Genomic DNA, 25581 nt, shown 5'->3' on the forward strand with positions numbered 1-25581 from the left:
AAGATACTAACTTCAAAGAAATGGTGAATTCTTCAAAAGCAGGACATCTTGATCAATTCCACCAATTTAACTCATCTCTTTTTATCATCGGATGAAGGAGGCAACCTAAGAAATGAAAGCAACTGGTATTGTTCGACGTATTGATGACCTCGGTCGCGTTGTAATTCCTAAAGAAATAAGAAGAACCTTGCGTATTCGTGAGGGAGACCCATTGGAAATTTTCGTAGATCGTGATGGAGAAGTAATCTTAAAGAAATACTCTCCTATTAGCGAGCTAAGTGATTTCGCGAAAGAATATGCGGAGGCTCTCTATGACAGCCTTGGTCACCCTGTTCTTATCTGTGATCGTGATACCTTTATTGCGGTTGCAGGCAGCTCCAAAAAAGAGTATCTGAACAAGAACATCAGCGAAGTTGTGGAGAAATCCATGGAAGACCGCAACTCTGTTTTAAAAACAGACGAGCAACAGCTGGCAATTGTGGATGGACATGTAGAAACACTTGCGTCCTATACGATCGGACCTATTGTCGCAAATGGCGATCCGATTGGGGCAGTGGTCATCATGTCCAAGGACAAGTCTCTTGGTCAAGTAGAACAAAAGGCAGTGGAAACGGCTGCAGGCTTCTTAGCGAGACAAATGGAACAATAAAAAGAAGAAACAGCAGGGAATGCTCTCTGCTGTTTCTTTTTGTTCTTTTCGGCAGCAAGAGAAGCGAATATGCTATAATTATACAATTGTAAGATTCTTATTGAAGGCGGATTTAGTGATGAATGTTCAATCTCCTCATTCCTACCAAAAAGTGTGGAAAGGCGCGATGATCCTTACGATAGCAGGGATCCTAACGAAGGTGTTAAGTGCTGCGTATCGTGTGCCTTTTCAAAATATTGTAGGGGATGTTGGTTTTTATATATACCAGCAAGTTTACCCGTTCTTTGGGGTAGCGATGATTTTAGCTACATATGGATTTCCCGTTGTCATCTCGAAGATAGTTGCAGAACAGCCCGCAAAATATCGTAGTGCGGCGGCAAGAAAGATAAGGTGGATTTCTTTTCTTTTTTTATCGTGCCTAGGAGTTCTTGGCTTTCTATTGCTCTATTTTGGAGCAGAATCATTAGCAGCGATGATGGGAGATAAGGAGCTGTTTGTTCTAATAAAGATTGCTGCCTTTTCCTTTATGCTCGTGCCACTTGTTTCTGTTTGGAGAGGAAGCTTTCAAGGTTTAGGAGACATGCGACCAACAGCGGCCTCCCAAATAGGAGAACAACTGGTGAGGGTGGGGACCATCTTACTGTTAGCGTATACGCTAACAGGTGCGGGCCATAGTCTATATGAAGTCGGTGCAGGTGCCATTTTTGGTTCGGTGGCAGGTGGAATAAGTGCGGTGATCATTCTGTTATATTTCTATCAAAAAACGAAGCTGCAGAAGCTACACATTCCAAATGCTCCGGCGCAAGTGTTGCCAAAAGCAATGTCCATAATAAAAGCACTAAGTTTTCAAGGTTTCACGATTTGTATTACAAGTCTTTTACTAATTCTATTCCAGATGGTCGATGCCTTTACCATTTATGCGACTTTAGTGGATGGCGGGATGAACGAGCTGGTAGCTAAGGAATTAAAAGGGGTATATGATCGTGGGCAGCCCTTAATTCAGCTTGGTACAGTAGTTGCCACTGCTTTTTCGCTATCTCTTGTGCCTTTTGTTATTCTCGCCCGAAACGATAAGCGGGATGTACAGGAGAAAATCAACTTAGCTATTCGCGTGAGTATTTCTATTGGGGCTGCGGCGTCGCTTGGTCTTGCTCTTCTGATTACACCTGTTAATACGATGCTATTTTCAGACGCGAATGGAGCGGATGTACTGCTTGTGCTCGGGCTTTCTATCCTTTTTTGCAGTATCTCGCTAACCGCAGCGGCTATTTTGCAGGGACTTGGACATCCCTATTTGCCAGCACTCTTTGTGACAATCGGCATAGGATTGAAATTCTTCTTAAATTCACTCCTCATTCCAGCGCTTTATACCTTGGGTGCAGCCTTTAGTACCTTGGCTGCATTTGCCATCGTTGCTCTCTTGTTGCTGCTGGCGTTAAAAAAGAAAACAGGTACCTCCATCTTAAAGAGAATTGGCCTCACGCCGTTGCTTGTAAGTCTCACCATCATGTCAGTAGCATTAATGGTTTACCTATATGTCACCAGCTTCATGACAGTTGATGGACGGCTTTTTGCCACCGTGCAGGGACTTTTGGGTGTGATGGTAGGCGGAGCGGTATACTTAGTATTAATGATAAAAAATCAGTATTTTACAAAAGAAGAATTATTGCTTTTGCCGCTAGGAAAAAAGCTGGCAAAGCTTTGCAAATAAACCTGTGAAGTTGGTGAATGGAAACGATGAGAAAAATTACCGTATTAGGTCTTGGTGCAGGAGATTTAGAGCAGCTGCCCATCGGTGTTTATAGAGAGCTGATGAATGCGGAGCACCTGTTTTTACGAACAAAAGAACATCCTGTTATAGGAGAATTAGAAAAAGAAGGGTTGAACTATCAATCCTTTGATACGATCTATGAGCAAAACGACGCTTTTGACTCGGTGTATGAAGCGATTTGTCAGGAGCTACTGTCAAAAAGTGAGCACCAACCCATTATCTATGCCGTGCCTGGTCATCCATTGGTGGCAGAGATGACGGTACAGTTATTACTCCAAAAGGAAAAAGAAGGCCAGGTGTCCCTTGAAATTAAAGGGGGACAGAGCTTTCTCGATCCAATGTTTACGGCCATCGGACTGGATCCAATTGAGGGCTTTCAATTTCACGATGCGACCGCACTTGTGAAAGAGGCAATCGAGCCAACCCAAGCGATGATCTTTTGCCAGGTTTATGATTCCTTTATTGCTTCAGAGGTGAAGCTTACGTTAATGGAGCTTTTGCCTGATGATTATCCGGTGACGGTTGTGACAGCCGTGGGGTCTTCCATGGAATCCATCATCGAAGTACCACTGTATGAGCTAGACCGTGTGACACAAATCAATAACCTAACAAGCGTGTATGTACCTCCAGTAAAAGAAGAAGAGTTACTCTATAAACGTTTTTCCTTCTTCCGACAAACCATTGCTACATTAAGGGGACCTGATGGTTGTCCGTGGGATCAAAAGCAAACACATACCTCGCTAATGAAATATTTGATTGAAGAAGCATACGAGCTATTGGATGCCATCGATGAGGAAGACACAGACGGAATCATCGAGGAGCTTGGGGATGTTTTATTGCAAGTGATGCTACACGCACAGATTGGGGAAGATGACGGGTATTTTTCCATAGACGATGTGATAGAAGGCATTAATGAAAAAATGATTCGTCGCCATCCTCATGTTTTCGGCGAGGTTTCTGTTGAGGATGCAGACGATGTTGTGCAAAACTGGGAACAGATTAAAGCGGAAGAAAAAGGCGAACGTCTGGAGCAATCTATCCTAGATGCTGTCGCCAAAGGACTGCCAAACTTAACAAAGGCCTATCAATACCAGAAAAAAGCAGGAAAGCTTGGCTTTGACTGGAAGGAAGTAGAGCCAATGTGGGAAAAGGTGTCTGAAGAGCTGAATGAATTAAAAGAGGAAATAAACGAAGACGCCACCTCCAAGCGTGTTGCGTCAGAATTTGGCGATGTGTTATTCGCACTTGTGAACATTGCAAGGTTTTATAAGATTGACCCAGAAGAAGCAGTGGCGATGACGAACCGCAAATTCTACCAAAGGTTTACCTTTATTGAAAAGAAGGTAAAAGAAACGGGGAAAACCTTTGATGAATTCTCATTAACAGAACTAGATGCGATTTGGGAAGAAGCAAAAAAGCAAGGACTATAAGGGGGAGCAGAAGGCATGCGTTTAGATAAATTTTTAAAGGTATCAAGAATAATAAAACGTCGGACTCTTGCAAAGGAAGTGGCAGAGCAAGGCCGTATTTTCATTAATGGGAATCAAGCCAAAGCGAGCAGCAATGTAAAAGCCGGCGATGAATTAACGATCCATTTTGGACAAAAGCTAGTCACCGCATCTGTTGACAGCATTCAGGAAAATGCAAAAAAAGAAGAAGCCGCGATGATGTATACCATCATAAAGGAAGAAAGAGTACAACAATCAGAAGAATAGAAGGCTTGTTCTAAATAAATTTCCCTCTCATATACATGTACTATCTTGAAGTAATGGATAGGTGAGGGATGATGATGAATCAATATTATGATCAGAATCAAGCAAACAAAACGGTTGTTCAAGAACAGGACATTGTCATGCGAAGCCGGAGAATGCTCGACATCACCGGAGTAAAGCAAGTGGAAAGCTTTGATAATGAAGAATTTTTGCTAGAAACGGTGATGGGCTTTCTTGCTGTCAGAGGCCAAAACTTGCAAATGAAAAACCTCGATGTAGAAAAGGGCGTAGTCTCCATCAAGGGTAAAATAATGGAGATTATCTACTTGGACGATCAACAGGGGGAGAAAGCTAAAGGCTTCTTTAGTAAGCTGTTCAAATGACCTTAACGACCCAGCTTTATACTATGCTTGCCATGATTGGTGTTGGTGCATGGCTGGGAGCGGCCATAGATACTTATGGTCGCTTTCTAAAGCGTGAAAAAAGAGCCAAATGGGTTGTCTTTGTCCACGACGTTCTCTTTTGGCTTTTACAAGGCCTCATCGCGTTTTATGTCCTGCTTTTAGTAAACGAAGGAGCGCTGCGCTTTTATATTCTTATTGCACTTGTCTGTGGGTTTGCCGCTTATCAAAGCATTTTACGGTACGTTTATTTAAACCTACTAGAAACCATTATTCATGTAACGGTGCAGGTATACCAATTTCTAGCAAAAGTTGTAAGAATGCTAGTGATTAAGCCTATACAAATATTGGTACAAGCAGGTATAATAGTAATAATTGGATTATGGAAATTCATCCTTTCTACCCTGCGATTTACCCTTCTTTTGGCATGGAGAATAATCAAACTTTGTACACTGCCGTTAAGATGGATCGCTGTGTTAGGATGGAGATTGCTTCCGAAAGTACTCCAAAAATATTTATACAAAATTTTCAAAAATCTTGAAGGTTTTTTCACAACAATAAAGAATAGAAAATATAGTATAGTGGACAGAGTTAAAAAATTTTGGAAAAAGCGCTAGGAGAGGAATGATAAGATGAGCGCGGCTAGGGATAAAAAAGTAGCAAAAATCCATTCAGACTATTCCAAACAAAAGCAGGAGCAGCAGATAAAGCAACAAAAAAGACGCCGTGGACTATATCGCCGTTTATCATTATTTTTTTGTTTAGCCCTTGTCACTGCCGTTTTAATGGGGAAAACACTCTTAGACCAACGCGCTATCCTCCAGGAAAAAGAGGATAGAAAAACAGTTGTGGAACAGGAACTAGGAAAACTAGAAAAAGAACAACAGCATTTAGAAGAGGAAATTGTGAAGTTAAACGATGATGACTATATTGCCAAGATAGCACGTCGTGATTATTTCATGTCTGAGGACGATGAAATCATCTTCAATGTTCCAGATGACTCCTCATCAGATTAGGGTGATATTGACACCTTAATTTTGCTGTAGGTATAATGGTAGGTAAGGAAGAGTTTTATTTTTTATGATTTTAAGGAGGAGCATTTTTTTTATGTCAATCGAAGTAGGCAGCAAGTTACAGGGTAAGGTAACAGGAATAACTAATTTCGGCGCGTTTGTTGAATTGCCTGGAGGAACAACAGGGCTTGTTCACATTAGTGAAGTAGCTGACAATTATGTTAAGGACATTAACGATCACTTAAAAGTAGGTGATGAAGTCCAGGTAAAAGTAATTAACGTGGAGAAGGACGGAAAAATCGGTCTTTCTATTAAAAAGGCAAGTGACACGTACCGCGAGCCGCAACCACGTTCAGCTCAATCAACACAACGCCCAAACAGCCAACAACGCTCAAGTCAGCGACCACCACGTGGAAAAAGAGAAGAATTCCGTCCAAAGGAAAACTTTGAACAGAAAATGGCAAGGTTTTTAAAAGATAGTGAAGACCGCTTAACTTCCCTTAAGCGTAACACGGAATCAAAACGCGGAGGTCGCGGAGCAAGAAGAGGCTAACTTGCTGCTGAATACCTATATAATATTTACGGCACGTCCCACAACCGGTGTGGGGCGTGTTTTTTTGTTACTTTTAGAACGAAAAAAAACTGCCAGCGCATAAGCACTGACAGTTTTTATATGAATGACCCGTACGGGATTCGAACCCGTGTTACCGCCGTGAAAGGGCGGTGTCTTAACCGCTTGACCAACGGGCCAAATAAAATATGGTAGCGGCGGAGGGGATCGAACCCCCGACCTCACGGGTATGAACCGTACGCTCTAGCCAGCTGAGCTACACCGCCATGTTAATCTACGCCCCATTGTAGGCGTTATAAGGTTGAAGTATGTCCCTTCTTCTGCTAGAAGACACAAGAGTTATAATACTAACTTATCCTGCATATGTCAATAGAATAATAAAATGTAAGAAAAATTAGAACATTTATCTAGCTATTATCTTACAAATTAACAAATAATGATGGAAGTGAATGACAGATGGGATGGTTTCGTGACAGCTTTTCCGTCTTTTTCATGTAAAAAGTCGAACTTTTCAGTCTTTTTCATTTGTTCGTTTGACAAAAGTTTTTCTTTTCAGCTTGTATAATGACCCCAATAGATAATATTTGGGAGTGGATATGATGCAGGGTCTTGAAAGAGAAGCTGAACCAGTTGTACAAGCAAATGATCATCTGAGGAAACTCAGAGGTTCCATGATGAGGTCAGTACATCTTACCAAAACGAAGCTTTCCTCTATTTTATTTCATCAAGGATTTTTGCTAGTGTTTATCGGATTTTTGTTAGGACGAGCATTAATTCTAAATGAAATTACCCCATTTGCTTTACCATTTTTTGCAGCAGTCTATTTTATGAAGAAAAAGCGGGCAGGGTTAACTTTAATTGCGCTGCTTGGGGGATCGGTCACTGTTTCAGCCATGACAGGCATTTATATTTTGGGTGGAATGATTCTGTTCATGCTTCTATTCAAATGGGCCCAAGCACTTAAGGTGGAACCCATTAAGTCCCTACCGTTTCTCGTGTTCATCTCGGCATTTCTCTCAAAAACTACGATGCTGTATTTTACAACCGGGATTGTCACGTATGACTGGCTGATGATCGGAGTAGAGGCAGGGCTCGGCTTTATTCTCACCCTCATCTTCTTCCAAAGCATTCCGTTAATTACCGGCAGAAAAAAGCGGCAGTCCTATAAAACAGAAGAAATCATTTGTCTTATCATTTTGCTTGCCTCTGTGTTAACAGGCACGATAGGTTGGGCAATTTACGATATGAGTATCGAACATATTATGTCGAGGTATTTAGTACTTCTCTTTGCTTTTATTGCCGGAGCGACCATTGGCTCCACTGTGGGAGTGGTAACAGGCTTAATCCTCAGCCTGGCAACGGTATCTAATCTATATCAAATGAGCTTACTGGCCTTTGCTGGGTTATTAGGTGGGCTGTTACGAGAAGGCAACAAGCTGGGCGTATCGGTGGGATTACTTCTAGGAACCTTATTGATTGGCATTTATGGGGAGGGGATGACGCTACTTGTGCCTACCATTATGGAATCGATGGTAGCCGTTGCTATATTTTTAATTACACCACAAAAGGCAATTTCAAATCTCGCTAAATATATTCCTGGAACAGCTGAATATAACGCAGAGCAGCAACAATATATGAGAAAAGTGCGCGATGTTACCGCAAATAGAGTAGAGCAGTTTTCCCATGTATTCCAAGCTCTGTCCAACAGTTTTTCCAAATTTCAAGCTGAGCATCCAGACTCTGAGAAAGAAGTGGACCTATTCTTAAGCAATGTGACAGAGAAGACATGTCAAAATTGCTTCAAAAAGGAGCAGTGCTGGACGCAAAACTTCCAAAAAACCTATGATTACATGACACATTTAATGGCAGATACAGAAGAGGGCACCATCAATCTAAATGTCAAATTAAAAAAGGAGTGGGATCGACATTGCGTAAAATCCGAAAAAGTAAGGTCGGTTATCAAAAACGAATTAGCCCAGTTCCACGCGAATGAAAAATTAAAACGCCAATTAATGGAGAGTAGGAGGTTGGTAGCTGATCAATTATTAGGAGTTTCACAAGTAATGGAGGATTTTGCTAGAGAAATTCAGCGTGAGCGCGAAAATCATTATGTGCAGGAAGAGCAGATTTTAGATGCTCTCAGTGCATTTGGGATTGAAATTGAGCAAGTGGAAATATACAGCGTTGAGCAGGGGAATGTGGACATTGAAATGACCGTTCCATACTGCGAAGGGCGGGGAGAATGCGAAAAGCTGATCGCCCCAATGCTTTCAGATATATTGCATGAAAATATTATTGTGAAAAAAGAGGAGTGCAATACAGACAACAATGGGTACTGTCACGTATCTTTTGGGTCTGCGAAAGCGTTTGTAGTGGAAACTGGCGTAGCTCATGCTGCAAAAGGAGGAGGGCTGATTTCAGGTGATAGTTATTCCACCATAGAATTGGGTCATGGTAAATATGCCATTGCCATTAGTGATGGCATGGGTAATGGAGAGCGTGCGCATTACGAGAGCAAAGAAACTTTGCGTCTGCTCCAAGAAATTTTACAATCTGGCATCCGGGAGAAGGTTGCCATCAAATCTGTCAATTCGGTGCTTTCCTTACGAACGACAGATGAAATTTTTACAACATTAGATCTGGCGATGATTGATTTGCAGGATGCATCCGCGAAATTTTTGAAGGTCGGGTCTACCCCTAGTTTTATAAAAAGGGGAGAAAAGATTATCAAGATTGAAGCTAGTAATCTACCAATGGGCATCATTCAAGAGTTCGATGTGGACGTCGTTAGTTCCCAGTTAAAGGCTGGAGATTTGCTGATTATGATGAGCGACGGAATTTTTGAAGGACCTAAGCACGTAGAAAACTATGATTTATGGATGAAGCGCAAAGTATCCGAAATCAGAACAGATGATCCGCAAGAGATGGCCGATTTAATTATGGAGGAGGTTATCCGTACAAGATCAGGACAAATTCAGGATGACATGACGGTCGTGGTCGCAAAAATAGAGAGAAATATTCCAAAATGGGCAGCCATTCCTGCCTATCACTATCTATCAAAAAATCCGCAACGGATGAAGGAGGCGCTTTAATATGGTAAACATGTTCCTTTTAAACGTGAAAAAAGTAAATCTGTCCGCATCCGAGTTCATTGTTAAAGGAAAGGCCAGGGGGGACCCGGCAGTTCGTGGTCCCCTGTTGAAAAACCAATAAATTTGTACCCTGTCCGATAAATAGGCCGTTTTGGCTGATATCATGTTAGTATCTCCAGATTATTTTTAGCAGATAAATCCCCATTTCGGCGTTTTCCCCACCCCACCCCCCTCTTGAATACATAAAAAATAGTAAATGGCTGTTTTCGCAATCTTTGTTGCTGCTACGTATGTTAAAGAATCCCGTAAACGATGTGGCTGTCGTGCTCTTTTCAAAGAGGGAGATATATATGTGGCAAAGTCCTAAAGCGACTTTTTCCTGGCTAAACGCAACAATTATGAAGAAAAAAGTCTAGTAAATACATAAGCTAGTTGGTTTGAAAAAGGTATATTTTCTCCCCATCTCGTCCATGATGGCTAATGTTACTATACGCATTAGGAGGGGACAAAACGTGTATAAAGGAACGTTAAAGCAAATTCTATTAATTACGGATGGGTGTTCCAACTCTGGGGAAGATCCCATTGCAATGGCAGCATTGGCCAAGGAGCAGGATATTACTGTTAATGTCATTGGGGTAATGGATCAAGATACCATAGATGAAAAAGGCATGAGTGAGATTGATGGCATTGCGATGTCTGGCGGTGGGGTAAGCCAGGTTGTATATGCAAAAAATTTATCTCAAACCGTGCAAATGGTCACAAGAAAGGCAATGACCCAAACCTTACAAGGGGTTATCAATAAAGAGCTTCAGCAAATTTTAGGCTCTGAAACCTCCATGGAGGATCTTCCACCTGAAAAGCGTGGCGAGGTAATGGAAGTGGTGGATGAGCTAGGGGAGACCGTTGCCCTACATGTGCTAATTCTTGTAGATACTAGTGCAAGTATGAAATCTAAGCTTCCTACTGTGAAGGAAGCATTATTAGATTTAGCCTTAAGCTTAAATGCAAGAATGGGAGATAATCTATTTTCTGCCTTTGTTTTCCCGGGGAAACGTCAGGAAGTAGAGAAGATTTTGGATTGGACGCCAAAGCTTGAGTCGTTGTCCTCCATCTTCCCTAAATTGACAACGGGAGGTATTACGCCTACTGGACCAGCGCTGCAAGAAGCTATTCCATATTTTAAAGAAACGCGAGCCTTAAGGAGCATGATTTCCGATGATGAACAATTCGATGAAGAATTCGGTGGCTAATCTTCCAAAAGGGACTGTCCTACTTGGTAAATGGCATAACCAAAGCTATACAGTGTGGAAAACGCTTGGCTATGGCGCAACAGGGTATGTCTATTTAACAAAAGGTCCAAAGGGCTTTGCTGCTTTAAAAATTAGTGAGAACAGTACGTCCATCACGTCCGAAGTGAATGTTCTGCGTCACTTTTCAAAGGTCCAAGGGTTCTCCCTAGGGCCTTCTTTGTTAGATGTGGATGATTGGGAAATGAAAGGTACCAACAAGACATACTCCTTTTATGTGATGGAATATTTAGAGGGAGAATCCCTCCACATTTTTCTGCAAAAAAGAGGCATGGAATGGGCAGGAATTCTCATCTTGCAATTGTTAACCGACCTGCAAACCTTACACAACGAAGGGTGGGTCTTTGGAGATCTAAAGCCGGATAATTTAATTGTTACTTCCTCTCCTCCAAAAATAAGGTTATTGGATGTTGGAGGAACCACACTGAATGGACGCGCTATAAAGGAATTCACCGAGTTCTTTGACAGAGGCTATTGGGGGCTCGGTTCTCGTAAGGCAGACAGCGCTTACGATTTGTTTGCTGTTGCGATGATCATGATTCATATTTGCTATCCAAAGCAATTTCAGAAAAATGGGCAGCACGGGCTAGAGCAACTGAGGGGATATATCCGAAAGAACAGCTGGTTAATGCAATATGAACCGGTATTGGTTCAAGCTCTTACCGGTCGCTACCCTTCTGCAGAGACCATGAAAAAAGAAATGCTTTCGCACATGAGTCAGAAAAAATCAGGCGCTACCACTAGCACAACGAAGGCTGCAGCACCTAATTCAGCAAAGAAAACCCAGTCTGTTAAAGGGAAAGGCAGTCTGAAACATCACCAAGCTTCTGTTGCAACGAACACTCCTTCCGCTTCTAGTAAAAAGGGATGGATGGAAACAGCTGTTTTATTATCGATTGTTCTTTTCGCTTATTTTTTCTATTTATATGGTCAAATGATGTAAACTTTGGGTAGAAGGTGGGTGTATTTTCCACAACCTCCTCAAGCATCTATTTTTGCAGGGAAAGTATGCAAATGGTAGGATAAGATAGAAAATATACGTGTAGATTAAAGGAATGAGAACGATATGTGGGGAAAAGTTGCTGCATTTATAGAAGAAAAAAAGTTGCTGCCTGATAATTCAACGATCGTGATCGGGGTAAGCGGTGGTGCCGATTCCATGAGCTTACTCCATTATTTACATTCCTTGAAAAACACCAAGAACTTAACACTTATCGGCGCACATATGGATCATATGTTCAGAGGAGAACAGTCAAAGCAAGAACTGGATTTCGTTCGGGAGCAATGTTTAGAAAGAGGCTTGCTTTTTGAGGGAGTTCAAGTGGATGTCTCTCGCTATCAAATAGAGCATAAGCTTAGCGCGCAAGTAGCAGCTAGAGAGTGTCGATATGTTTTTTATCAAAATGTTATGGGTAAATATGAAGCAGATATCTTAGCACTTGGGCATCATGCAGATGATCAAATCGAGACCATCATGATGAGGCTTGGCAGGGGTTCCTCAATGAAAGGGTATGCTGGCATTTTGCCAAAGCGGGATTTTGGTCAGGGTGTGATTATAAGGCCCTTACTTTCTGTAACAAAAGAGGAGATTTTCACGTATCTAGAGAACCATGATGTCCCATATAGGCACGATCCTAGCAATGATAAAGACCTATACCGCAGAAATCGTCTGCGACATCGGGTTCTTCCGTTGTTAAAAGAAGAATTCCCAAATCTTCATGAGAAATTCCAATCCTTTAGCGAGCAACTCCATGAAGATGAAACTTATTTACAAGCATTAACACAAGAGGAATGGAATAAAGTTATTAAAAGCAAAACGGATTCCGCTATCGTTTTCATGAGAAAGCCGTTGCTTTTAATGGCTAAACCTTTACAAAGAAGAGGGATTCAACTAATATTAAACTATCTCTATAATAATGAAATTCCTCCATCTCTTTCCTCTATACATATTGATAATTTATTATCCTTATTGGAAAGTGAACACCCTTCTGGAAAGTTGGATTTCCCTTCAGGTTTACAGGTTCTCAGATCTTATGATGAATGTACATTGGCATTTAATAGGTCAGAGCCAAAAGCGTACGAATACGTGCTAAGTGCACCTGGGGAAGTAAAATTGCCAACTGGGGCCGTTATCAAAAGCGAGATTTGGACACACTATAAGATGTCTGACTTAAAAAGAAACCAAGCCGCAATTGATCTTGCCAATGTCACCCTTCCTCTTATCATTAGGACAAGAGCAGAAGGAGATAAGGTGAGGCTCAAGGGAACTAAGGGTTCAAAAAAATTATCACGTATTTTCATTGATGACAAAATCCCTCGAACGAAAAGGGATAGTTGGCCACTAGTAACAGATGCTACTAACGAAATTTTGTGGGTTCCAATGCTTACACGTTCATCTTATGAGGTTACAGAGGAAACGATGGGTCCTGTTTTAGTATTAACATGCATGATGAGTCAAAAAGTCTGGGAGGCAACAAAGAAATGAACAAAGATATCGAAAAAGTACTCTTTTCAGAAGAAGAACTACAAGCAAAGGTTAGAGAACTTGGTGCAAGATTAACAGAAGATTACAAAGATCGTTTTCCTTTGGCAATTGGTGTACTAAAAGGTGCCATGCCATTTATGGGTGATTTGATTAAGCGAATGGATACATACTTAGAAATGGATTTTATGGATGTTTCAAGCTATGGAAATTCCACTGTTTCCTCTGGAGAAGTAAAAATTCTAAAAGATTTAGATACGTCTGTAGAAGGAAGAGACATCTTAATTATTGAAGATATTATTGATAGTGGTTTAACACTAAGTTACCTTGTGGAACTGTTCCGCTACCGTAAAGCTAAAACAATTAAAATCGTTACGCTTCTTGACAAGCCAAGCGGAAGAAAAGCGGATATCACTGCTGATTATGTTGGTTTTATTGTACCCGATGAGTTTGTGGTTGGATACGGTCTTGATTTTGCAGAAAGATACCGCAATCTACCTTACATTGGTGTGTTAAAGCCAAGAATTTATACAAATGTGGAAGAGTAAGCAACCCAACACAGATTCCTTGAATTGGATTAATTTACTATGTTACTATTGGTTTAGTTTGTCTATTGTGGGAGGAGGTAAGGGATGAACAGAATATTTCGAAATACCATCTTTTATTTATTAATATTTTTAGTGGTTATCGGTGTTGTCAGCTTCTTTAATAACCCTAATCCGAAAGAAGAACCGATTACTTACAATACATTCATCCAAAAACTTGAAAGCAGCGAGGTAGAGAAATTTACGATTCAGCCTACCCGTTCTGTATATGAAGCGCGCGGTACCCTTGTTGGTGCGAAAGAAGGGGAATCATTCGTAGCGATATTCCCAAACAGCGCAAGTGCGTTAGAGCGTGTAGAAAACGTGTCTGATGAACAAGATATACCAATGACAGTAAAAGAAGCGGAAGAAACAAGTGGTTGGGTAACCTTCTTTACTTCCATCATTCCGTTTGTCATCATCTTTATTTTATTCTTCTTCTTGCTCAACCAAGCGCAAGGCGGCGGTAGTCGTGTGATGAACTTTGGTAAAAGTAAGGCGAAGCTTTATAGTGAAGAAAAGAAAAAGGTGAAGTTCAAGGATGTAGCTGGTGCGGATGAAGAAAAGCAAGAGCTTGTGGAGGTTGTGGAATTCTTAAAGGATCCACGCAAATTCTCTGAGCTTGGTGCTCGCATTCCAAAAGGAGTTCTGCTTGTTGGACCTCCTGGTACTGGTAAAACCTTGCTTGCAAGAGCGGTAGCTGGGGAAGCTGGTGTACCATTCTTCTCTATCAGTGGTTCAGACTTTGTGGAAATGTTTGTCGGGGTCGGTGCATCCCGTGTACGTGACTTGTTTGAAAATGCAAAAAAGAATGCTCCATGTATCATTTTTATCGATGAAATTGATGCCGTTGGACGTCAGCGTGGCGCTGGCCTTGGCGGTGGACATGATGAGCGTGAACAAACCCTTAACCAATTGCTTGTGGAGATGGACGGATTCGGTGCAAATGAAGGTATTATCATCGTTGCAGCGACAAACAGACCGGACATTCTTGACCCGGCATTGTTAAGACCAGGCCGTTTTGATCGTCAAATTACCGTGGATCGTCCTGACTTAAAAGGTCGTGAAGCAGTGCTTAAAGTACATGCAAGAAACAAACCGCTTGATGAAAATATCAACATGAAAACCATCGCGATGCGCACACCAGGATTCTCTGGTGCCGACCTTGAAAACCTGTTAAATGAAGCAGCTCTTGTCGCGGCTAGACAGGACAAAAAGCGCATTGATATGCTCGATATTGATGAAGCCATTGACCGTGTCATTGCGGGACCTGCGAAAAAGAGCAGAGTCATCTCGCAAAAAGAACGTAATATTGTGGCGTACCATGAAGCGGGTCATACCATTATTGGTGTTGTCCTAGATGAAGCGGATATGGTACATAAGGTTACCATCGTACCACGTGGCCAGGCTGGTGGATATGCGGTAATGCTTCCAAAAGAAGACCGTTACTTCATGACAAAACCAGAATTGCTTGATAAGATCACTGGTCTTTTAGGAGGCCGTGTTGCGGAGGAAATTACGTTTGGAGAAGCGAGTACTGGCGCACATAACGACTTCCAGCGCGCAACAGGAATTGCCCGCAAGATGGTGACTGAATACGGAATGAGCGAAAAGCTTGGACCGCTTCAATTTGGTCAAGCATCAGGAGGCCAAGTATTCCTCGGTCGAGACATTCAAAATGAGCAAAACTACAGTGATGCGATTGCTCACGACATTGATACAGAAATCCAACGCATCATTAAAGAATCCTATGCGCGTGCAAAACAGATTCTTACGGAAAATCGTGATAAACTGGAGCTCGTTGCAAAAACATTACTTGAAGTGGAAACATTGGATGCAGATCAAATCAAAAACCTTTATGAGCATGGGAAGCTACCAGAGCTACCTTTGAAAACAGATGGTGGAGACGATGTGAAAGTAAACATCAACTCGAAAAAAGACTCTGATAAACCAGAATCTGACGATAAAAAACCGGAATAACTAAAAAGATGCCTGGGGAAACTCAGGCATCTTTTCTTTTTATCCAGTAAAATAATGATAAGAATGGGATATGACCAACCGTGTCGAAATTTCCCGAGCAATAATAGAAAAAGGTTGTTTCTCTTTTCGAAGAGAGGAGATATAAATGTGTGGCAATTTAGCTTACCTTCAGATTGGAAGAAGTCCTAAAGCCTACACTTCTCTGGTTAAAGGCAACAATCATTAAGAAAAGAGCCTTCCTTAAAGAGTAGAAAAAGTCTTAAAGCTGACTTTTTCATCGTTAATAGCAACCATCTTTTAGAAAAGAGCTTAGAAAACTAACAATTTCTATTGGGTTTGTACGGTTACCATATAGTATAATAAAACTAATTTTAAAGCATGGTGGGGATTGTAGATGTTATTTGTTTTAGATGTTGGAAATACCAACACGGTAATAGGTGTATACGATGGAGAAGAATTAAAGCATCATTGGCGTGTCGAAACAAGCCGCAATAAAACCGAAGATGAATTTGGGATGATCTTCAAATCACTGCTTGAACATGTGGGACTTAGCTTCAAAGACTTTGAAGGAATCATCATTTCCTCCGTTGTTCCGCCAATTATGTTTTCATTAGAAAGAATGTGCCAAAAATATTTTCATTTGAAACCGTTAATTGTCGGGCCGGGAATAAAAACGGGTCTTAACATAAAATATGAAAACCCAAGAGAAGTGGGCGCGGATCGAATTGTCAATGCAGTGGCAGGCATTCATCAGTACGGTGGCCCATTAATTATCGTTGATTTTGGGACAGCAACAACGTATTGCTACATCAATGAACATAAGCAATATATGGGCGGTGCGATAGCGCCTGGTATTAGTATTTCTACTGAAGCCCTTTACTCTAGGGCATCCAAGTTGCCTAGAATTGAAATTGCTCGTCCAGATGGAGTGATTGGAAAAAATACAGTCAGTGCGATGCAGGCTGGAATTCTTTTCGGTTATGTTGGTCAGGTTGAGGGCATTGTAAATCGTATGAAGAAACAAAGCAAGGTAGCACCGAAAGTGATTGCAACAGGTGGCCTGGCTACTCTTATCGGGAATGAGTCAGAAGTGATCGATACAGTTGATCCATTTTTAACATTAAAAGGTCTTCATTTAATCTATATGAAAAATACGAAAGAGGATGGAGTCTAAGAAAGGGGCAAGTACGAATGTCAGACTATCTTGTGAAAGCCTTGGCTTTTGATGGCCAGGTGAGAGCATATGCAATTCGAACAACAGATACAGTAAGTGAGGCACAACGCAGGCACCAGACATGGCCTACTGCTTCTGCAGCATTAGGGAGAGCAATGACTGCTTCTGTCATGATGGGTGCCATGTTAAAAGGAGAAAATAAATTAACGGTGAAAATTGAAGGCGGCGGGCCAATTGGTGCCATCCTTGTTGATAGTGATGCAAAGGGACATGTCAGAGGCTATGTAACAAATCCACAAACTCATTTTGATTTAAATCAGCATGGGAAACTGGACGTAGCGAGGGCAGTAGGTACAAATGGAACCCTATCCGTTGTAAAAGACCTTGGATTAAGAGAACATTTTTCCGGCCAAACCCAGCTTGTTTCAGGGGAGCTTGGAGAGGACTTTACCTATTATCTTGTTTCTTCTGAACAAATTCCTTCGGCGGTTGGAGTAGGAGTATTGGTGAATCCAGATAACAGTATCCTAGCAGCTGGTGGATTTATCATTCAGCTTCTTCCGGGGACATCGGATGAAACCATTTCTATCATTGAAGAAAAAATCACCAACATGACACCAGTTTCTAAGCTCATTGAAAAGGGACTAACACCTGAAGAGCTCTTAGAAGAAGTGCTAGGTGGCGAGGATATTAAGTTTTTAGAGACGATGCCTATAGAGTTTAAATGCAAATGTTCCAAAGAACGTTTTGAACAGGCAATTATCTCTCTTGGGGAAAATGAAATTACCGACATTATTGAAGAAGATGGACAAGCAGAAACTCACTGCCATTTCTGTAATGCTACATTTATGTTCAGCAAAGCGGAACTTGAAGCAATGAGGGATCAACTTAAACATTAGGGGGCTCCAATGAAACAAAAAAGGAGATTAAAGCAAGAGTGGATTTGGCGCATTATTTTTGGCCTTGTTATTATCAACTGCTTGACTTTAGCCATTGTGGTGAAGCAGGGCTTTTCGTTAAAAGAAGCTAGCGAAGCAAGTGCTTTTGTGAACGGAGATTCGAATCACCTTGCATCGGTAGGCGATACGGTGATAACGAGAAAAGATATGCTAAAAGAGCTAGAAGGTATGTATGGACAAGAAATGCTTACGAAAATGATCAATAATGAAGTAGTCAAGCAAATGGCGAAAAAGTATCAAGTCGAAGTGTCTGATCAATCTGTTGATCGGGAATGGAAGATGATTAAAACGATGTACAGCAGATCGCCGCTACACACCAATACATCAGATGAGCTCATAAAGGAACAAATTCGCTCTGGCCTTTTGTTAGAGGAATTGCTGATCAAAGATGTTACGATTCCGGAAGAACAACTCAAAAGCTATTATGAAGAAAATAAAGCATTATACACTTTTGAGGATGCGTATCATTTATCCCACATTGTACTAGAAAAAGAGAAAGCTGCGAAGGCGGTAATAAAAGAGTTAAAAGATGGCTCCAACTTCTCCTCACTTGCAATGGAAGTCTCAACAGATGAGATTACCGCTAACCAAGGTGGCGATATTGGTTTTTTGACGCATGAATCACAGGTGTATCCACAAGCTTACTTAACAGAAGCAAAAAAACTTAAAGAAAAGTCCTGGAGTGAGCCAGTGAAGGTCGATGAAGGTTTTGCAGTGCTATATTTGCATGAAAAAGTGGAAGGGACCGTATACTCTTATGAGGATGTAAAAGATCAAATCAGACGACACCTCGCCCTCGAACATATGGATGGATCGATGGATGCCTCGATATTTTGGGAGGAAGCTGGCGTGGAGTGGAATGTATCATCTGCAGAGTAGATAGAGACGAATAATTTGACAATTCAGATTAAGCGGTGTTAAAGTTGGATTAATCCGACAAGAATACTAAGTTTTAATTTTGGCAGACTGGGGGAAGGTAAATGACACGTGTTGCAAATTCTATTGATGAATTAGTAGGAAAGACTCCTGTCGTAAAGCTAAATCGAATGGTAGAAGAAGATATGGCAGATGTCTATTTAAAGCTAGAGTTTATGAATCCTGGAAGCAGTGTAAAGGACCGTATCGCTCTTTCTATGATTGAAGCAGCGATAGAGGAAGGAAAGCTCAAGGAAGGCGACACCTTTGTTGAGCCAACGAGTGGAAATACGGGTATCGGCCTTGCGATGATCGCAGCTGCTAAAGGGCTAAAAGCGTTGCTCGTTATGCCGGAAACAATGAGTATGGAGCGTCGCAATCTCCTTCGTGCCTATGGAGCGGAACTGGTTCTCACACCTGGACCAGAGGGAATGGGCGGTGCAATTAGAAAGGCAGAAGAACTGGCAAAGGAAAAAGGCCTGTTTATGCCGCAGCAATTTAATAACCCGGCTAACCCAAAAATCCACCGAGATACAACCGGAAAAGAAATCGTCGAACAGTTCCCAGATGGTCTAGATGCTTTCATTTCTGGTATCGGAACGGGCGGCACGATTACCGGTGCAGGAGAAGTATTGAAAAAAGCCTATCCTGACATTAAAATCGTTGCAGTTGAGCCGGCAGACTCTCCTGTTTTATCTGGAGGAAAGCCTGGTCCTCACAAAATTCAAGGAATTGGGGCGGGGTTTGTCCCTTCTATTTTAAATACAACGGTATACGATCAAGTAATCACTATCAAAAATGAAGAAGCTTTCGAATATGCACGCCTTGCTGCAAGACAAGAAGGGCTGCTTGGCGGGATTTCTTCAGGAGCTGCCATTTCTGCCGCGCTTCAGGTAGCAAAGGAGCTCGGAAAAGGCAAAAAGGTTCTTGCAATCATTCCAAGTAATGGAGAACGTTATTTAAGTACTCCATTATACCAATTTGAAGAATAGGTTATCTTAAGGAAAACAGACTTAGTTCTGTTTTCCTTTTTTCGTTTCATGTAATATAGAGGTAGATTGTAAATGTAGGAGCGTGACAGCAAGAATGCAAAAGGTACCTGTTGGTCTGAAAATAGAGATGAATGAAAATCAATGGTTTGCAAAATATAAAGAGCTTGCAAAGGACAAGCCCAGCCATATTTTATTAGAGAGCGGCCGAGGTGGGCGCTATCATATTATCGGCCTTGATCCGATTGCTTCGTTAAAAGGTAAAGAGGAAGAGCTTGAAATATCCTATCCTGATGCATCTGTTGAAATCAGAAAGGGAAACCCCCTCACTCTTTTACAGGAGGTACTAGCTGAGCGGTCTTCTGAAAAGCTTTCTGGATTTCCGGATTTCACAGGCGGTGCAGTAGGGTACCTATCCTATGATTGTGTGCGCTACATTGAAAAACTCCCAGCGCTTGCAAACGATGACCTCGGGATACCTGACTTGTATTTCTTGTTGTTTGATGATGTATTCGTCTATGACAAACACGAGCAAGTGCTGTTTTTTATTGTACATGTAGAAAAAGGTCAGGAAGAAGAAGGCAGATTACGATTAGAAGCTTACCAAAAGCAATGGACAGAAGTTGGGAAGGAAGCTACTGTTTATCCTTATCATTATGATGGGACCCCATCGAGAGAGCGAGAGGTTTCGTTAACAGAAGAGTCTTTTCATGAAGCGGTAAAAAAAGTGCAACACTACATTGCGCAGGGGGACGTGTTCCAAGTGAACCTTTCTGTAAGACAGGCAGAACCTCTGTTAACACACCCGATGGAAGTGTACACGGCACTCCGTGACATCAACCCATCCCCGTACATGGGGTATTTGCATTTTCCTGAGTTCCAGCTCGTCAGCGGGTCCCCAGAGCTTTTGGTAAAGAAAAAAGGGACTGTTGTCAGTACGAGACCGATAGCGGGTACAAGATCACGGGGCAACAATGATGAGGAAGATCAACTGCTCGCCAACGAGCTTATGGACAATGAAAAAGAGCGGGCCGAGCATGTGATGCTTGTAGACCTCGAGCGAAATGACCTTGGCCGGGTCTGTCAGTATGGAACAGTAGAAGTAAATGAATTTATGGTGATTGAAAAATACTCCCATGTCATGCACATCGTCTCGAATGTACAAGGGAAACTTTCTCCTGATAAGGATAATGCAGCCATTATTGCGGCTACCTTCCCGGGAGGAACAATAACGGGTGCACCTAAGGTTCGGACGATGGAAATCATCGAGGAACTTGAGCCTGTGCGCCGTTCTGTTTATACTGGTTCCATAGGGTGGATTGGATATGATGGCGAGATGGAATTAAACATCTCTATCAGAACCATGATTGCAAAAGACGGGATGGCTTATGTGCAGGCTGGGGCAGGAGTGGTCATCGACTCTGTTCCAAAGCGCGAGTACAAGGAATCCTTGAAAAAAGCGGCAGCCCTATGGAAAGCAAAAGAGCTGAGTGAAGAAGAGCACAAAAAACGAGCAGAGGTGAGAGTATGATACTAATGATTGATAACTACGATTCTTTCACGTACAACTTAGTACAATACCTAGGTGAGCTAGGGGAAGAGTTAATCGTAAAACGAAATGATGAAATAACCATTAAGGAAATAGAAGAGCTTAACCCGGATTTTATTATGATTTCACCCGGGCCTTGCTCTCCAAACGAAGCAGGTATCAGCCTGGATGTGATTGAACACTTTGCAGGAAAAAAGCCTATTTTTGGCGTTTGCCTTGGTCACCAGTCCATTGCACAGGTATTTGGCGGAGACGTAGTACGAGCAGAAAGATTAATGCACGGTAAAACTTCAGAAATGCATCATGATGGAAAAACAATTTTCGGCTCGCTGGATAATCCTTTTGTGGCAACGAGGTATCATTCTCTTATTGTTAAAAAAGAGACCCTACCGGAATGCTTTGAGATAACAGCATGGACAGATCAAGATGAAATCATGGCAATTCGTCATAAGGAACTTCCCATCGAAGGTGTTCAATTTCACCCTGAATCCATCATGACCTCTGTAGGCAAAGAATTGCTGAGGAATTTTATCAACACTTACTCTAAGAAGAAGGTGTAGCATGATTGTCTATAAGGATGGTGCCTGGAAGCCAATTGAAGAGACTCAGGTATCGGTGATGGATCATGGATTTTTATATGGCGTGGGCTTATTTGAAACCTTCCGAACGTATAACGGGGTCCCGTTTTTGTTCAGAGATCATCTCCAACGATTAACAGAAGGACTGCAGTCCGTTTTTATAGATTGGCATTACGAGGAGCAAGAATTACGAGATCTAGTAACACAAGCCTTAAAACATAACAAGGTACAAGAAGGAATTATTCGTTTAAATGTAACTGCGGGGATCAGCAACTGGGGCTTGCCAACAGAAACATATGACAAGCCCTCTCTCCTGTTATTTACACGACCCGTTCCGCCATTGCCTGGCTCTGCAAAAACAGCTGAATTTTTAAATCTCAGACGCAATACTCCTGAAGGTGAATACAGGCTAAAATCGCATCACTATCTTAATAACCTTTTAGGAAAAAGAGAGCTTGGAAGCAAGCCTGATGTTGAAGGGATTTTTTTGACAGCGGAGGGCTATATTGCGGAAGGACTTGTATCTAATGTCTTTTGGATCAAAGAGGATACCTTGTATACCCCTTCCTTCGAAACAGGAATTTTAAAGGGAGTTACACGACAGTTCGTCCTTCATCTAGCAAAGCTGATTGGATTAACGGTTAAAATAGGTTTTTTTGCAAAAGAAGACCTATTAGCGGCGGATGCTGTTTTCATTACAAATTCCACACAGGAGTTGGTACCAATCAGCAGCATTTCCAACAAAGCTTTTTCAATAGAGTCACAATGGTTAAAGAAGTTGCAGCGTTTATATGAAGAAAGTACAGGTGAGCAGCTGCTTACTTATCAGGAAGTAAAGAGAGTGGAAGAGAAAAATGGGAAATATCAACTTATATCAAACTAAAATAACATGTGGGCCCCATGAACTCCCACTTGGCGAAAAAACGCTTATCATGGGCATCTTGAATGTTACCCCAGATTCATTTTCTGATGGTGGGAAATTTAATTTGCCGGAAAAAGCGGTGGAGCGGGCACGGGAACTAGTCGAAGCGGGTGCTGACATTCTGGACATTGGCGGCGAATCCACCAGGCCTGGTGCGACAAAGGTATCAGAGTCTGAGGAGCTAGAGAGGGTGATTCCAGTCATCCAAGCGATTGCCAAAGAAGTAAACGTACCCATTTCCATTGATACGTATAAAGCGGAAGTCGCAAGAAGAGCCATTAAGGCGGGAGCCCATATTATCAATGATGTTTGGGGTGCAAAGGGTGACCCGGCCATGCCGCGTGTTGCTGCAGAGCTTGGCGTGCCGATTGTGTTAATGCAAAACCGCGAAGAGCGAAATTACCAGCAATTGATTCCTGACATGATAGCTGATTTATACGAAAGCATCTCACTTGTGAGAAAAGCCGGCGTGAAGAATGAAAATATCATCTTAGATCCTGGTATCGGTTTTGCCAAAACGTTTGAGGATAATCTTGAGGTGATGAGAGAACTCGACCAGTTCCACATACTCGGCTATCCTTTGTTACTCGGTACATCTAGAAAACGATTTATCGGTCATGTTTTAGATCTTCCTGCAGAGGAAAGAATGGAAGGCACAGGTGCGACCGTGTGTCTTGGTATTCAAAAGGGCTGCCAGATTGTTCGTGTACACGATGTGAAAGAAATATCACGCATGGCAAAAATGATGGACGCCATGCTTAGTAAAGGAGAGGGTACCTATCGATAAAATTTATGTGAACAAGATGACGTTTTATGGCTATCATGGTGTTTTTCCAGAAGAAACAAAGCTTGGCCAACGTTTTATCGTTGATTTAGAAATAGAGTTGGACCTTTCTAAAGCCGGTACATCCGATGACCTTACCCAATCTGTGAACTATGCAGACCTCTATAATACCTGTAAAAAGGTAGTGGAGGGCGAAACCTATAAACTAGTAGAAACCGTTGCCGAGAGAATTGCCGCGGAGGTTCTCGGTGGATTTTCTATCATTGAAACCTGCACCATTAAAGTGATAAAACCCGATCCACCTATCCCTGGTCACTATGAATCAGTAGCAGTGGAGATTACAAGAGGCCGATTGAAATGAAGGTTGCCTACATCGCTCTAGGATCTAACCAAGGGGACCGAGCCGCCTACCTAGAGAACGCCATTAGAGAAATAGACCAACACGCCGAAATCTCTTTGCTTGCCAGGTCTTCCATTTACGAAACAGACCCGGTGGGCTACACAGATCAGGATCAATTTTTGAATATGGTAATTAAAGTTAAAACAGATCTCCCTGCTATTGATTTATTAACGGTTCTGCAGGGGCTGGAGCAATTCTTTGGCAGAAAAAGAGTGATTCGTTGGGGTCCGCGAACGTTAGACCTTGACATTTTATTGTTTAACCAAGAAAATATTGAAAATGAAGAGCTTATTGTCCCCCATCCACGTATGTGGGAGCGGGCTTTTGTTTTTATTCCATTACTAGAGATTGCGGATAGACAGGATCTACCCGAAAAAATAAATGAACAAGAACTTCTTGCACTACAAGAAAGAGAAGGGGTACGCATATGGAAGCCGAAAAATGGGGAAGACGTATCCGGGCATACCGAAAGCTAAAAGGATATACCCAAGAATCATTTGCAAAGAATCTTCATATATCCGTCTCTGTATTAGGAGAAGTAGAACGGGGGAATCGGCTACCCAATGATGAGTTAATTCTATCGATTGCAAAAGAATTAAACATCACAGTAGAAGAACTCACTCCACCGGATTTAGTTAGAGAGGAGGTAAAACACTAATGCTGAAAATTGGCGATATCACCATGAAAAACCCAGTTGTCTTAGCGCCGATGGCAGGCGTGTGTAATGCTGCCTTTCGCCTAACAGTCAAAGAGTTCGGAGCGGGACTAGTATGTGCGGAAATGGTAAGTGATAAAGCGATCCTTTATAAAAACGCGAAAACAATGGGCATGCTTTACATTGACGAACGCGAAAAACCATTAAGCCTGCAAATCTTTGGTGGCGAAAAAGACACCCTTGTAGAAGCGGCTAAATTTGTCGATAAAAATACCACGGCAGACATTATAGACATCAATATGGGCTGTCCAGTTCCGAAAATCACAAAATGTGACGCAGGGGCAAAATGGCTTTTAGACCCAAATAAAATTTATGAAATGGTAGCAGCGGTTGTAGATGCCGTGGACAAACCGGTTACTGTGAAAATGCGTACAGGATGGGATGAGGATCACATCTTTGCTATTGAAAACGCCCAAGCAGTCGAGCGTGCGGGAGGTAAGGCTGTAGCGTTGCATGGACGTACTCGTGTGCAAATGTATGAAGGTCATGCTGACTGGAATATCATTAAGAGTGTAAAAGAGTCCGTTAACATTCCAGTAATCGGTAACGGAGACGTCCAAACCCCAGAGGATGCAAAGCGTATGCTAAATGAAACTGGTGTAGACGGTGTGATGATTGGTCGCGCAGCCCTTGGAAACCCGTGGATGATTTACCGTACCGTTCATTACCTTGAAACCGGCGAACTTGTAGGAGAACCTTCCGTACGTGAAAAAATGGATGTATGCAAGCTGCACCTTGACCGTCTCATTGACCTTAAGGGGGAAAATGTGGCAGTTCGGGAAATGAGGAAGCATGCTGCATGGTACCTGAAGGGAATTCGAGGAAATGCCAAGGCTCGCAATGCCATTAATGAGTGTAATACCCGTTTGGACGTTGTTACCCTGGTTGATCAATTAGTAGAAGAGATGGAACAAAAAGAAGCAATGAATTCTCAAGTAGTCTAATGGTTTACACGCAAGAAGCCCCATGAAACTGCCAGTAAGTGATTGCTGGCAGTTTTAGCTTTATTATTAGTTGGAAAGTCTATATGATAG

Annotated in this window: 26 protein-coding genes and 2 tRNA genes; 26 read left to right on the forward strand and 2 right to left on the reverse strand. The window is 42.0% G+C overall.

The window, feature by feature from the left end:
* The first annotated feature begins 112 nt into the window (after window positions 1-112).
* From spoVT to FIU87_RS00370, 8 genes are all read left to right on the forward strand, one after another.
* On the forward strand, window positions 113-649 hold the full coding sequence (gene spoVT / locus FIU87_RS00335; protein WP_152442783.1) for a stage V sporulation protein T: 537 nt from the start codon (window positions 113-115) through the stop codon (window positions 647-649).
* 118 nt (window positions 650-767) lie between these two features.
* On the forward strand, window positions 768-2360 hold the full coding sequence (locus FIU87_RS00340; RefSeq protein WP_152442784.1) for a putative polysaccharide biosynthesis protein: 1593 nt from the start codon (window positions 768-770) through the stop codon (window positions 2358-2360).
* A 26-nt stretch (window positions 2361-2386) separates the two neighbouring features.
* The gene (gene mazG, locus FIU87_RS00345; RefSeq protein ID WP_152442785.1) at window positions 2387-3850 is read left to right on the forward strand and encodes a bifunctional methyltransferase/pyrophosphohydrolase YabN; all 1464 of its coding nucleotides are present in this window, start codon (window positions 2387-2389) and stop codon (window positions 3848-3850) included.
* A 15-nt stretch (window positions 3851-3865) separates the two neighbouring features.
* Window positions 3866-4135 carry an RNA-binding S4 domain-containing protein gene (locus FIU87_RS00350; RefSeq protein ID WP_152442786.1) on the forward strand — a complete coding sequence of 90 codons (270 nt, stop codon included), beginning with the start codon at window positions 3866-3868 and terminating at the stop codon, window positions 4133-4135.
* A gap of 74 nt (window positions 4136-4209) precedes the next feature.
* Complete coding sequence (gene yabP, locus FIU87_RS00355; protein WP_152446354.1) at window positions 4210-4515, forward strand: sporulation protein YabP; 306 nt, start codon at window positions 4210-4212, stop codon at window positions 4513-4515.
* Entirely contained in the window at window positions 4512-5150 is a 639-nt protein-coding gene (gene yabQ, locus FIU87_RS00360) for a spore cortex biosynthesis protein YabQ (RefSeq protein ID WP_152442787.1), read from the forward strand. Before yabP ends, yabQ begins: the two co-directional genes overlap by 4 nt.
* A 15-nt stretch (window positions 5151-5165) precedes the next feature.
* Window positions 5166-5549 (forward strand): FtsB family cell division protein, encoded by a 384-nt coding sequence (locus FIU87_RS00365; protein ID WP_152442788.1) that lies wholly within the window; start codon window positions 5166-5168, stop codon window positions 5547-5549.
* Window positions 5550-5640: 91 nt separating this feature from the next.
* Window positions 5641-6099: a S1 domain-containing RNA-binding protein gene (locus FIU87_RS00370; protein WP_152442789.1), complete on the forward strand. Its 459-nt coding sequence runs from the start codon at window positions 5641-5643 to the stop codon at window positions 6097-6099.
* 125 nt (window positions 6100-6224) lie between these two features.
* Here the strand turns inward: FIU87_RS00370 and FIU87_RS00375 are convergent.
* Window positions 6225-6296, reverse strand: a tRNA-Glu gene (locus FIU87_RS00375).
* A gap of 10 nt (window positions 6297-6306) precedes the next feature.
* A tRNA-Met gene (locus FIU87_RS00380) sits at window positions 6307-6383 on the reverse strand.
* A 333-nt stretch (window positions 6384-6716) separates the two neighbouring features.
* Here FIU87_RS00380 and spoIIE point away from each other — a divergent pair.
* From spoIIE to dusB, 18 genes are all read left to right on the forward strand, one after another.
* Window positions 6717-9209, forward strand: a complete 2493-nt coding sequence (spoIIE, locus tag FIU87_RS00385) for a stage II sporulation protein E (protein ID WP_152446355.1) — start codon at window positions 6717-6719, stop codon at window positions 9207-9209.
* Between the two features lie 512 nt (window positions 9210-9721).
* A complete protein-coding gene (locus FIU87_RS00390; RefSeq protein WP_152442790.1) occupies window positions 9722-10459 on the forward strand; it encodes a VWA domain-containing protein in 738 nt (245 codons plus the stop codon).
* Window positions 10425-11459: a protein kinase domain-containing protein gene (locus tag FIU87_RS00395; protein ID WP_152442791.1), complete on the forward strand. Its 1035-nt coding sequence runs from the start codon at window positions 10425-10427 to the stop codon at window positions 11457-11459. The genes FIU87_RS00390 and FIU87_RS00395 overlap by 35 nt, the downstream gene beginning before the upstream one ends.
* A gap of 123 nt (window positions 11460-11582) precedes the next feature.
* Complete coding sequence (tilS, locus tag FIU87_RS00400; RefSeq protein WP_152442792.1) at window positions 11583-13001, forward strand: tRNA lysidine(34) synthetase TilS; 1419 nt, start codon at window positions 11583-11585, stop codon at window positions 12999-13001.
* Window positions 12998-13546 (forward strand): hypoxanthine phosphoribosyltransferase, encoded by a 549-nt coding sequence (gene hpt, locus FIU87_RS00405; protein WP_152442793.1) that lies wholly within the window; start codon window positions 12998-13000, stop codon window positions 13544-13546. Before tilS ends, hpt begins: the two co-directional genes overlap by 4 nt.
* Before the next feature lie 84 nt (window positions 13547-13630).
* Complete coding sequence (ftsH, locus tag FIU87_RS00410) at window positions 13631-15562, forward strand: ATP-dependent zinc metalloprotease FtsH (RefSeq protein WP_152442794.1); 1932 nt, start codon at window positions 13631-13633, stop codon at window positions 15560-15562.
* Between the two features lie 394 nt (window positions 15563-15956).
* Window positions 15957-16736 carry a type III pantothenate kinase gene (locus FIU87_RS00415; protein ID WP_152442795.1) on the forward strand — a complete coding sequence of 260 codons (780 nt, stop codon included), beginning with the start codon at window positions 15957-15959 and terminating at the stop codon, window positions 16734-16736.
* A 17-nt stretch (window positions 16737-16753) separates the two neighbouring features.
* Entirely contained in the window at window positions 16754-17635 is an 882-nt protein-coding gene (gene hslO, locus FIU87_RS00420) for an Hsp33 family molecular chaperone HslO (RefSeq protein ID WP_152442796.1), read from the forward strand.
* Window positions 17636-17644: 9 nt separating this feature from the next.
* Window positions 17645-18574 carry a peptidyl-prolyl cis-trans isomerase gene (locus FIU87_RS00425; protein ID WP_152442797.1) on the forward strand — a complete coding sequence of 310 codons (930 nt, stop codon included), beginning with the start codon at window positions 17645-17647 and terminating at the stop codon, window positions 18572-18574.
* Window positions 18575-18675: 101 nt separating this feature from the next.
* A complete protein-coding gene (cysK, locus tag FIU87_RS00430) occupies window positions 18676-19602 on the forward strand; it encodes a cysteine synthase A (RefSeq protein WP_152442798.1) in 927 nt (308 codons plus the stop codon).
* Window positions 19603-19696: 94 nt separating this feature from the next.
* Window positions 19697-21130, forward strand: a complete 1434-nt coding sequence (locus tag FIU87_RS00435) for an anthranilate synthase component I family protein (protein ID WP_152446356.1) — start codon at window positions 19697-19699, stop codon at window positions 21128-21130.
* Window positions 21127-21708: an aminodeoxychorismate/anthranilate synthase component II gene (pabA, locus tag FIU87_RS00440; protein ID WP_152442799.1), complete on the forward strand. Its 582-nt coding sequence runs from the start codon at window positions 21127-21129 to the stop codon at window positions 21706-21708. Before FIU87_RS00435 ends, pabA begins: the two co-directional genes overlap by 4 nt.
* Window position 21709: 1 nt before the next feature.
* Window positions 21710-22609 (forward strand): aminodeoxychorismate lyase, encoded by a 900-nt coding sequence (gene pabC / locus FIU87_RS00445; RefSeq protein ID WP_152442800.1) that lies wholly within the window; start codon window positions 21710-21712, stop codon window positions 22607-22609.
* Window positions 22581-23435, forward strand: a complete 855-nt coding sequence (gene folP, locus FIU87_RS00450; RefSeq protein ID WP_152442801.1) for a dihydropteroate synthase — start codon at window positions 22581-22583, stop codon at window positions 23433-23435. Before pabC ends, folP begins: the two co-directional genes overlap by 29 nt.
* Window positions 23428-23793 (forward strand): dihydroneopterin aldolase, encoded by a 366-nt coding sequence (gene folB, locus FIU87_RS00455; RefSeq protein ID WP_152442802.1) that lies wholly within the window; start codon window positions 23428-23430, stop codon window positions 23791-23793. Before folP ends, folB begins: the two co-directional genes overlap by 8 nt.
* On the forward strand, window positions 23790-24308 hold the full coding sequence (folK, locus tag FIU87_RS00460; RefSeq protein ID WP_152442803.1) for a 2-amino-4-hydroxy-6-hydroxymethyldihydropteridine diphosphokinase: 519 nt from the start codon (window positions 23790-23792) through the stop codon (window positions 24306-24308). The genes folB and folK overlap by 4 nt, the downstream gene beginning before the upstream one ends.
* On the forward strand, window positions 24260-24490 hold the full coding sequence (locus FIU87_RS00465) for a helix-turn-helix domain-containing protein (protein ID WP_152442804.1): 231 nt from the start codon (window positions 24260-24262) through the stop codon (window positions 24488-24490). The genes folK and FIU87_RS00465 overlap by 49 nt, the downstream gene beginning before the upstream one ends.
* Window positions 24490-25491, forward strand: coding sequence for a tRNA dihydrouridine synthase DusB (gene dusB, locus FIU87_RS00470; protein WP_152442805.1), 1002 nt, complete (start codon window positions 24490-24492; stop codon window positions 25489-25491). The genes FIU87_RS00465 and dusB overlap by 1 nt, the downstream gene beginning before the upstream one ends.
* Window positions 25492-25581 lie beyond the last annotated feature (90 nt).

The organism is Bacillus sp. THAF10 (genome assembly GCF_009363695.1).
In the GTDB taxonomy this organism is placed as follows: Bacteria; Bacillota; Bacilli; order Bacillales; family Bacillaceae_I; genus Sutcliffiella_A.

Coding starts and splice junctions, on each gene's coding strand:
- spoVT (WP_152442783.1), top strand. CDS start 113: ATGAAAGCAACTGGTATTGTTCGACGTATTGATGACCTCGGTCGCGTT.
- FIU87_RS00340 (WP_152442784.1), top strand. CDS start 768: ATGAATGTTCAATCTCCTCATTCCTACCAAAAAGTGTGGAAAGGCGCG.
- mazG (WP_152442785.1), top strand. CDS start 2,387: ATGAGAAAAATTACCGTATTAGGTCTTGGTGCAGGAGATTTAGAGCAG.
- FIU87_RS00350 (WP_152442786.1), top strand. CDS start 3,866: ATGCGTTTAGATAAATTTTTAAAGGTATCAAGAATAATAAAACGTCGG.
- yabP (WP_152446354.1), top strand. CDS start 4,210: ATGAATCAATATTATGATCAGAATCAAGCAAACAAAACGGTTGTTCAA.
- yabQ (WP_152442787.1), top strand. CDS start 4,512: ATGACCTTAACGACCCAGCTTTATACTATGCTTGCCATGATTGGTGTT.
- FIU87_RS00365 (WP_152442788.1), top strand. CDS start 5,166: ATGAGCGCGGCTAGGGATAAAAAAGTAGCAAAAATCCATTCAGACTAT.
- FIU87_RS00370 (WP_152442789.1), top strand. CDS start 5,641: ATGTCAATCGAAGTAGGCAGCAAGTTACAGGGTAAGGTAACAGGAATA.
- spoIIE (WP_152446355.1), top strand. CDS start 6,717: ATGCAGGGTCTTGAAAGAGAAGCTGAACCAGTTGTACAAGCAAATGAT.
- FIU87_RS00395 (WP_152442791.1), top strand. CDS start 10,425: ATGATGAACAATTCGATGAAGAATTCGGTGGCTAATCTTCCAAAAGGG.
- tilS (WP_152442792.1), top strand. CDS start 11,583: ATGTGGGGAAAAGTTGCTGCATTTATAGAAGAAAAAAAGTTGCTGCCT.
- hpt (WP_152442793.1), top strand. CDS start 12,998: ATGAACAAAGATATCGAAAAAGTACTCTTTTCAGAAGAAGAACTACAA.
- ftsH (WP_152442794.1), top strand. CDS start 13,631: ATGAACAGAATATTTCGAAATACCATCTTTTATTTATTAATATTTTTA.
- FIU87_RS00415 (WP_152442795.1), top strand. CDS start 15,957: ATGTTATTTGTTTTAGATGTTGGAAATACCAACACGGTAATAGGTGTA.
- hslO (WP_152442796.1), top strand. CDS start 16,754: ATGTCAGACTATCTTGTGAAAGCCTTGGCTTTTGATGGCCAGGTGAGA.
- FIU87_RS00425 (WP_152442797.1), top strand. CDS start 17,645: ATGAAACAAAAAAGGAGATTAAAGCAAGAGTGGATTTGGCGCATTATT.
- cysK (WP_152442798.1), top strand. CDS start 18,676: ATGACACGTGTTGCAAATTCTATTGATGAATTAGTAGGAAAGACTCCT.
- FIU87_RS00435 (WP_152446356.1), top strand. CDS start 19,697: ATGCAAAAGGTACCTGTTGGTCTGAAAATAGAGATGAATGAAAATCAA.
- pabA (WP_152442799.1), top strand. CDS start 21,127: ATGATACTAATGATTGATAACTACGATTCTTTCACGTACAACTTAGTA.
- pabC (WP_152442800.1), top strand. CDS start 21,710: ATGATTGTCTATAAGGATGGTGCCTGGAAGCCAATTGAAGAGACTCAG.
- folP (WP_152442801.1), top strand. CDS start 22,581: ATGGGAAATATCAACTTATATCAAACTAAAATAACATGTGGGCCCCAT.
- folK (WP_152442803.1), top strand. CDS start 23,790: ATGAAGGTTGCCTACATCGCTCTAGGATCTAACCAAGGGGACCGAGCC.
- FIU87_RS00465 (WP_152442804.1), top strand. CDS start 24,260: ATGGAAGCCGAAAAATGGGGAAGACGTATCCGGGCATACCGAAAGCTA.
- dusB (WP_152442805.1), top strand. CDS start 24,490: ATGCTGAAAATTGGCGATATCACCATGAAAAACCCAGTTGTCTTAGCG.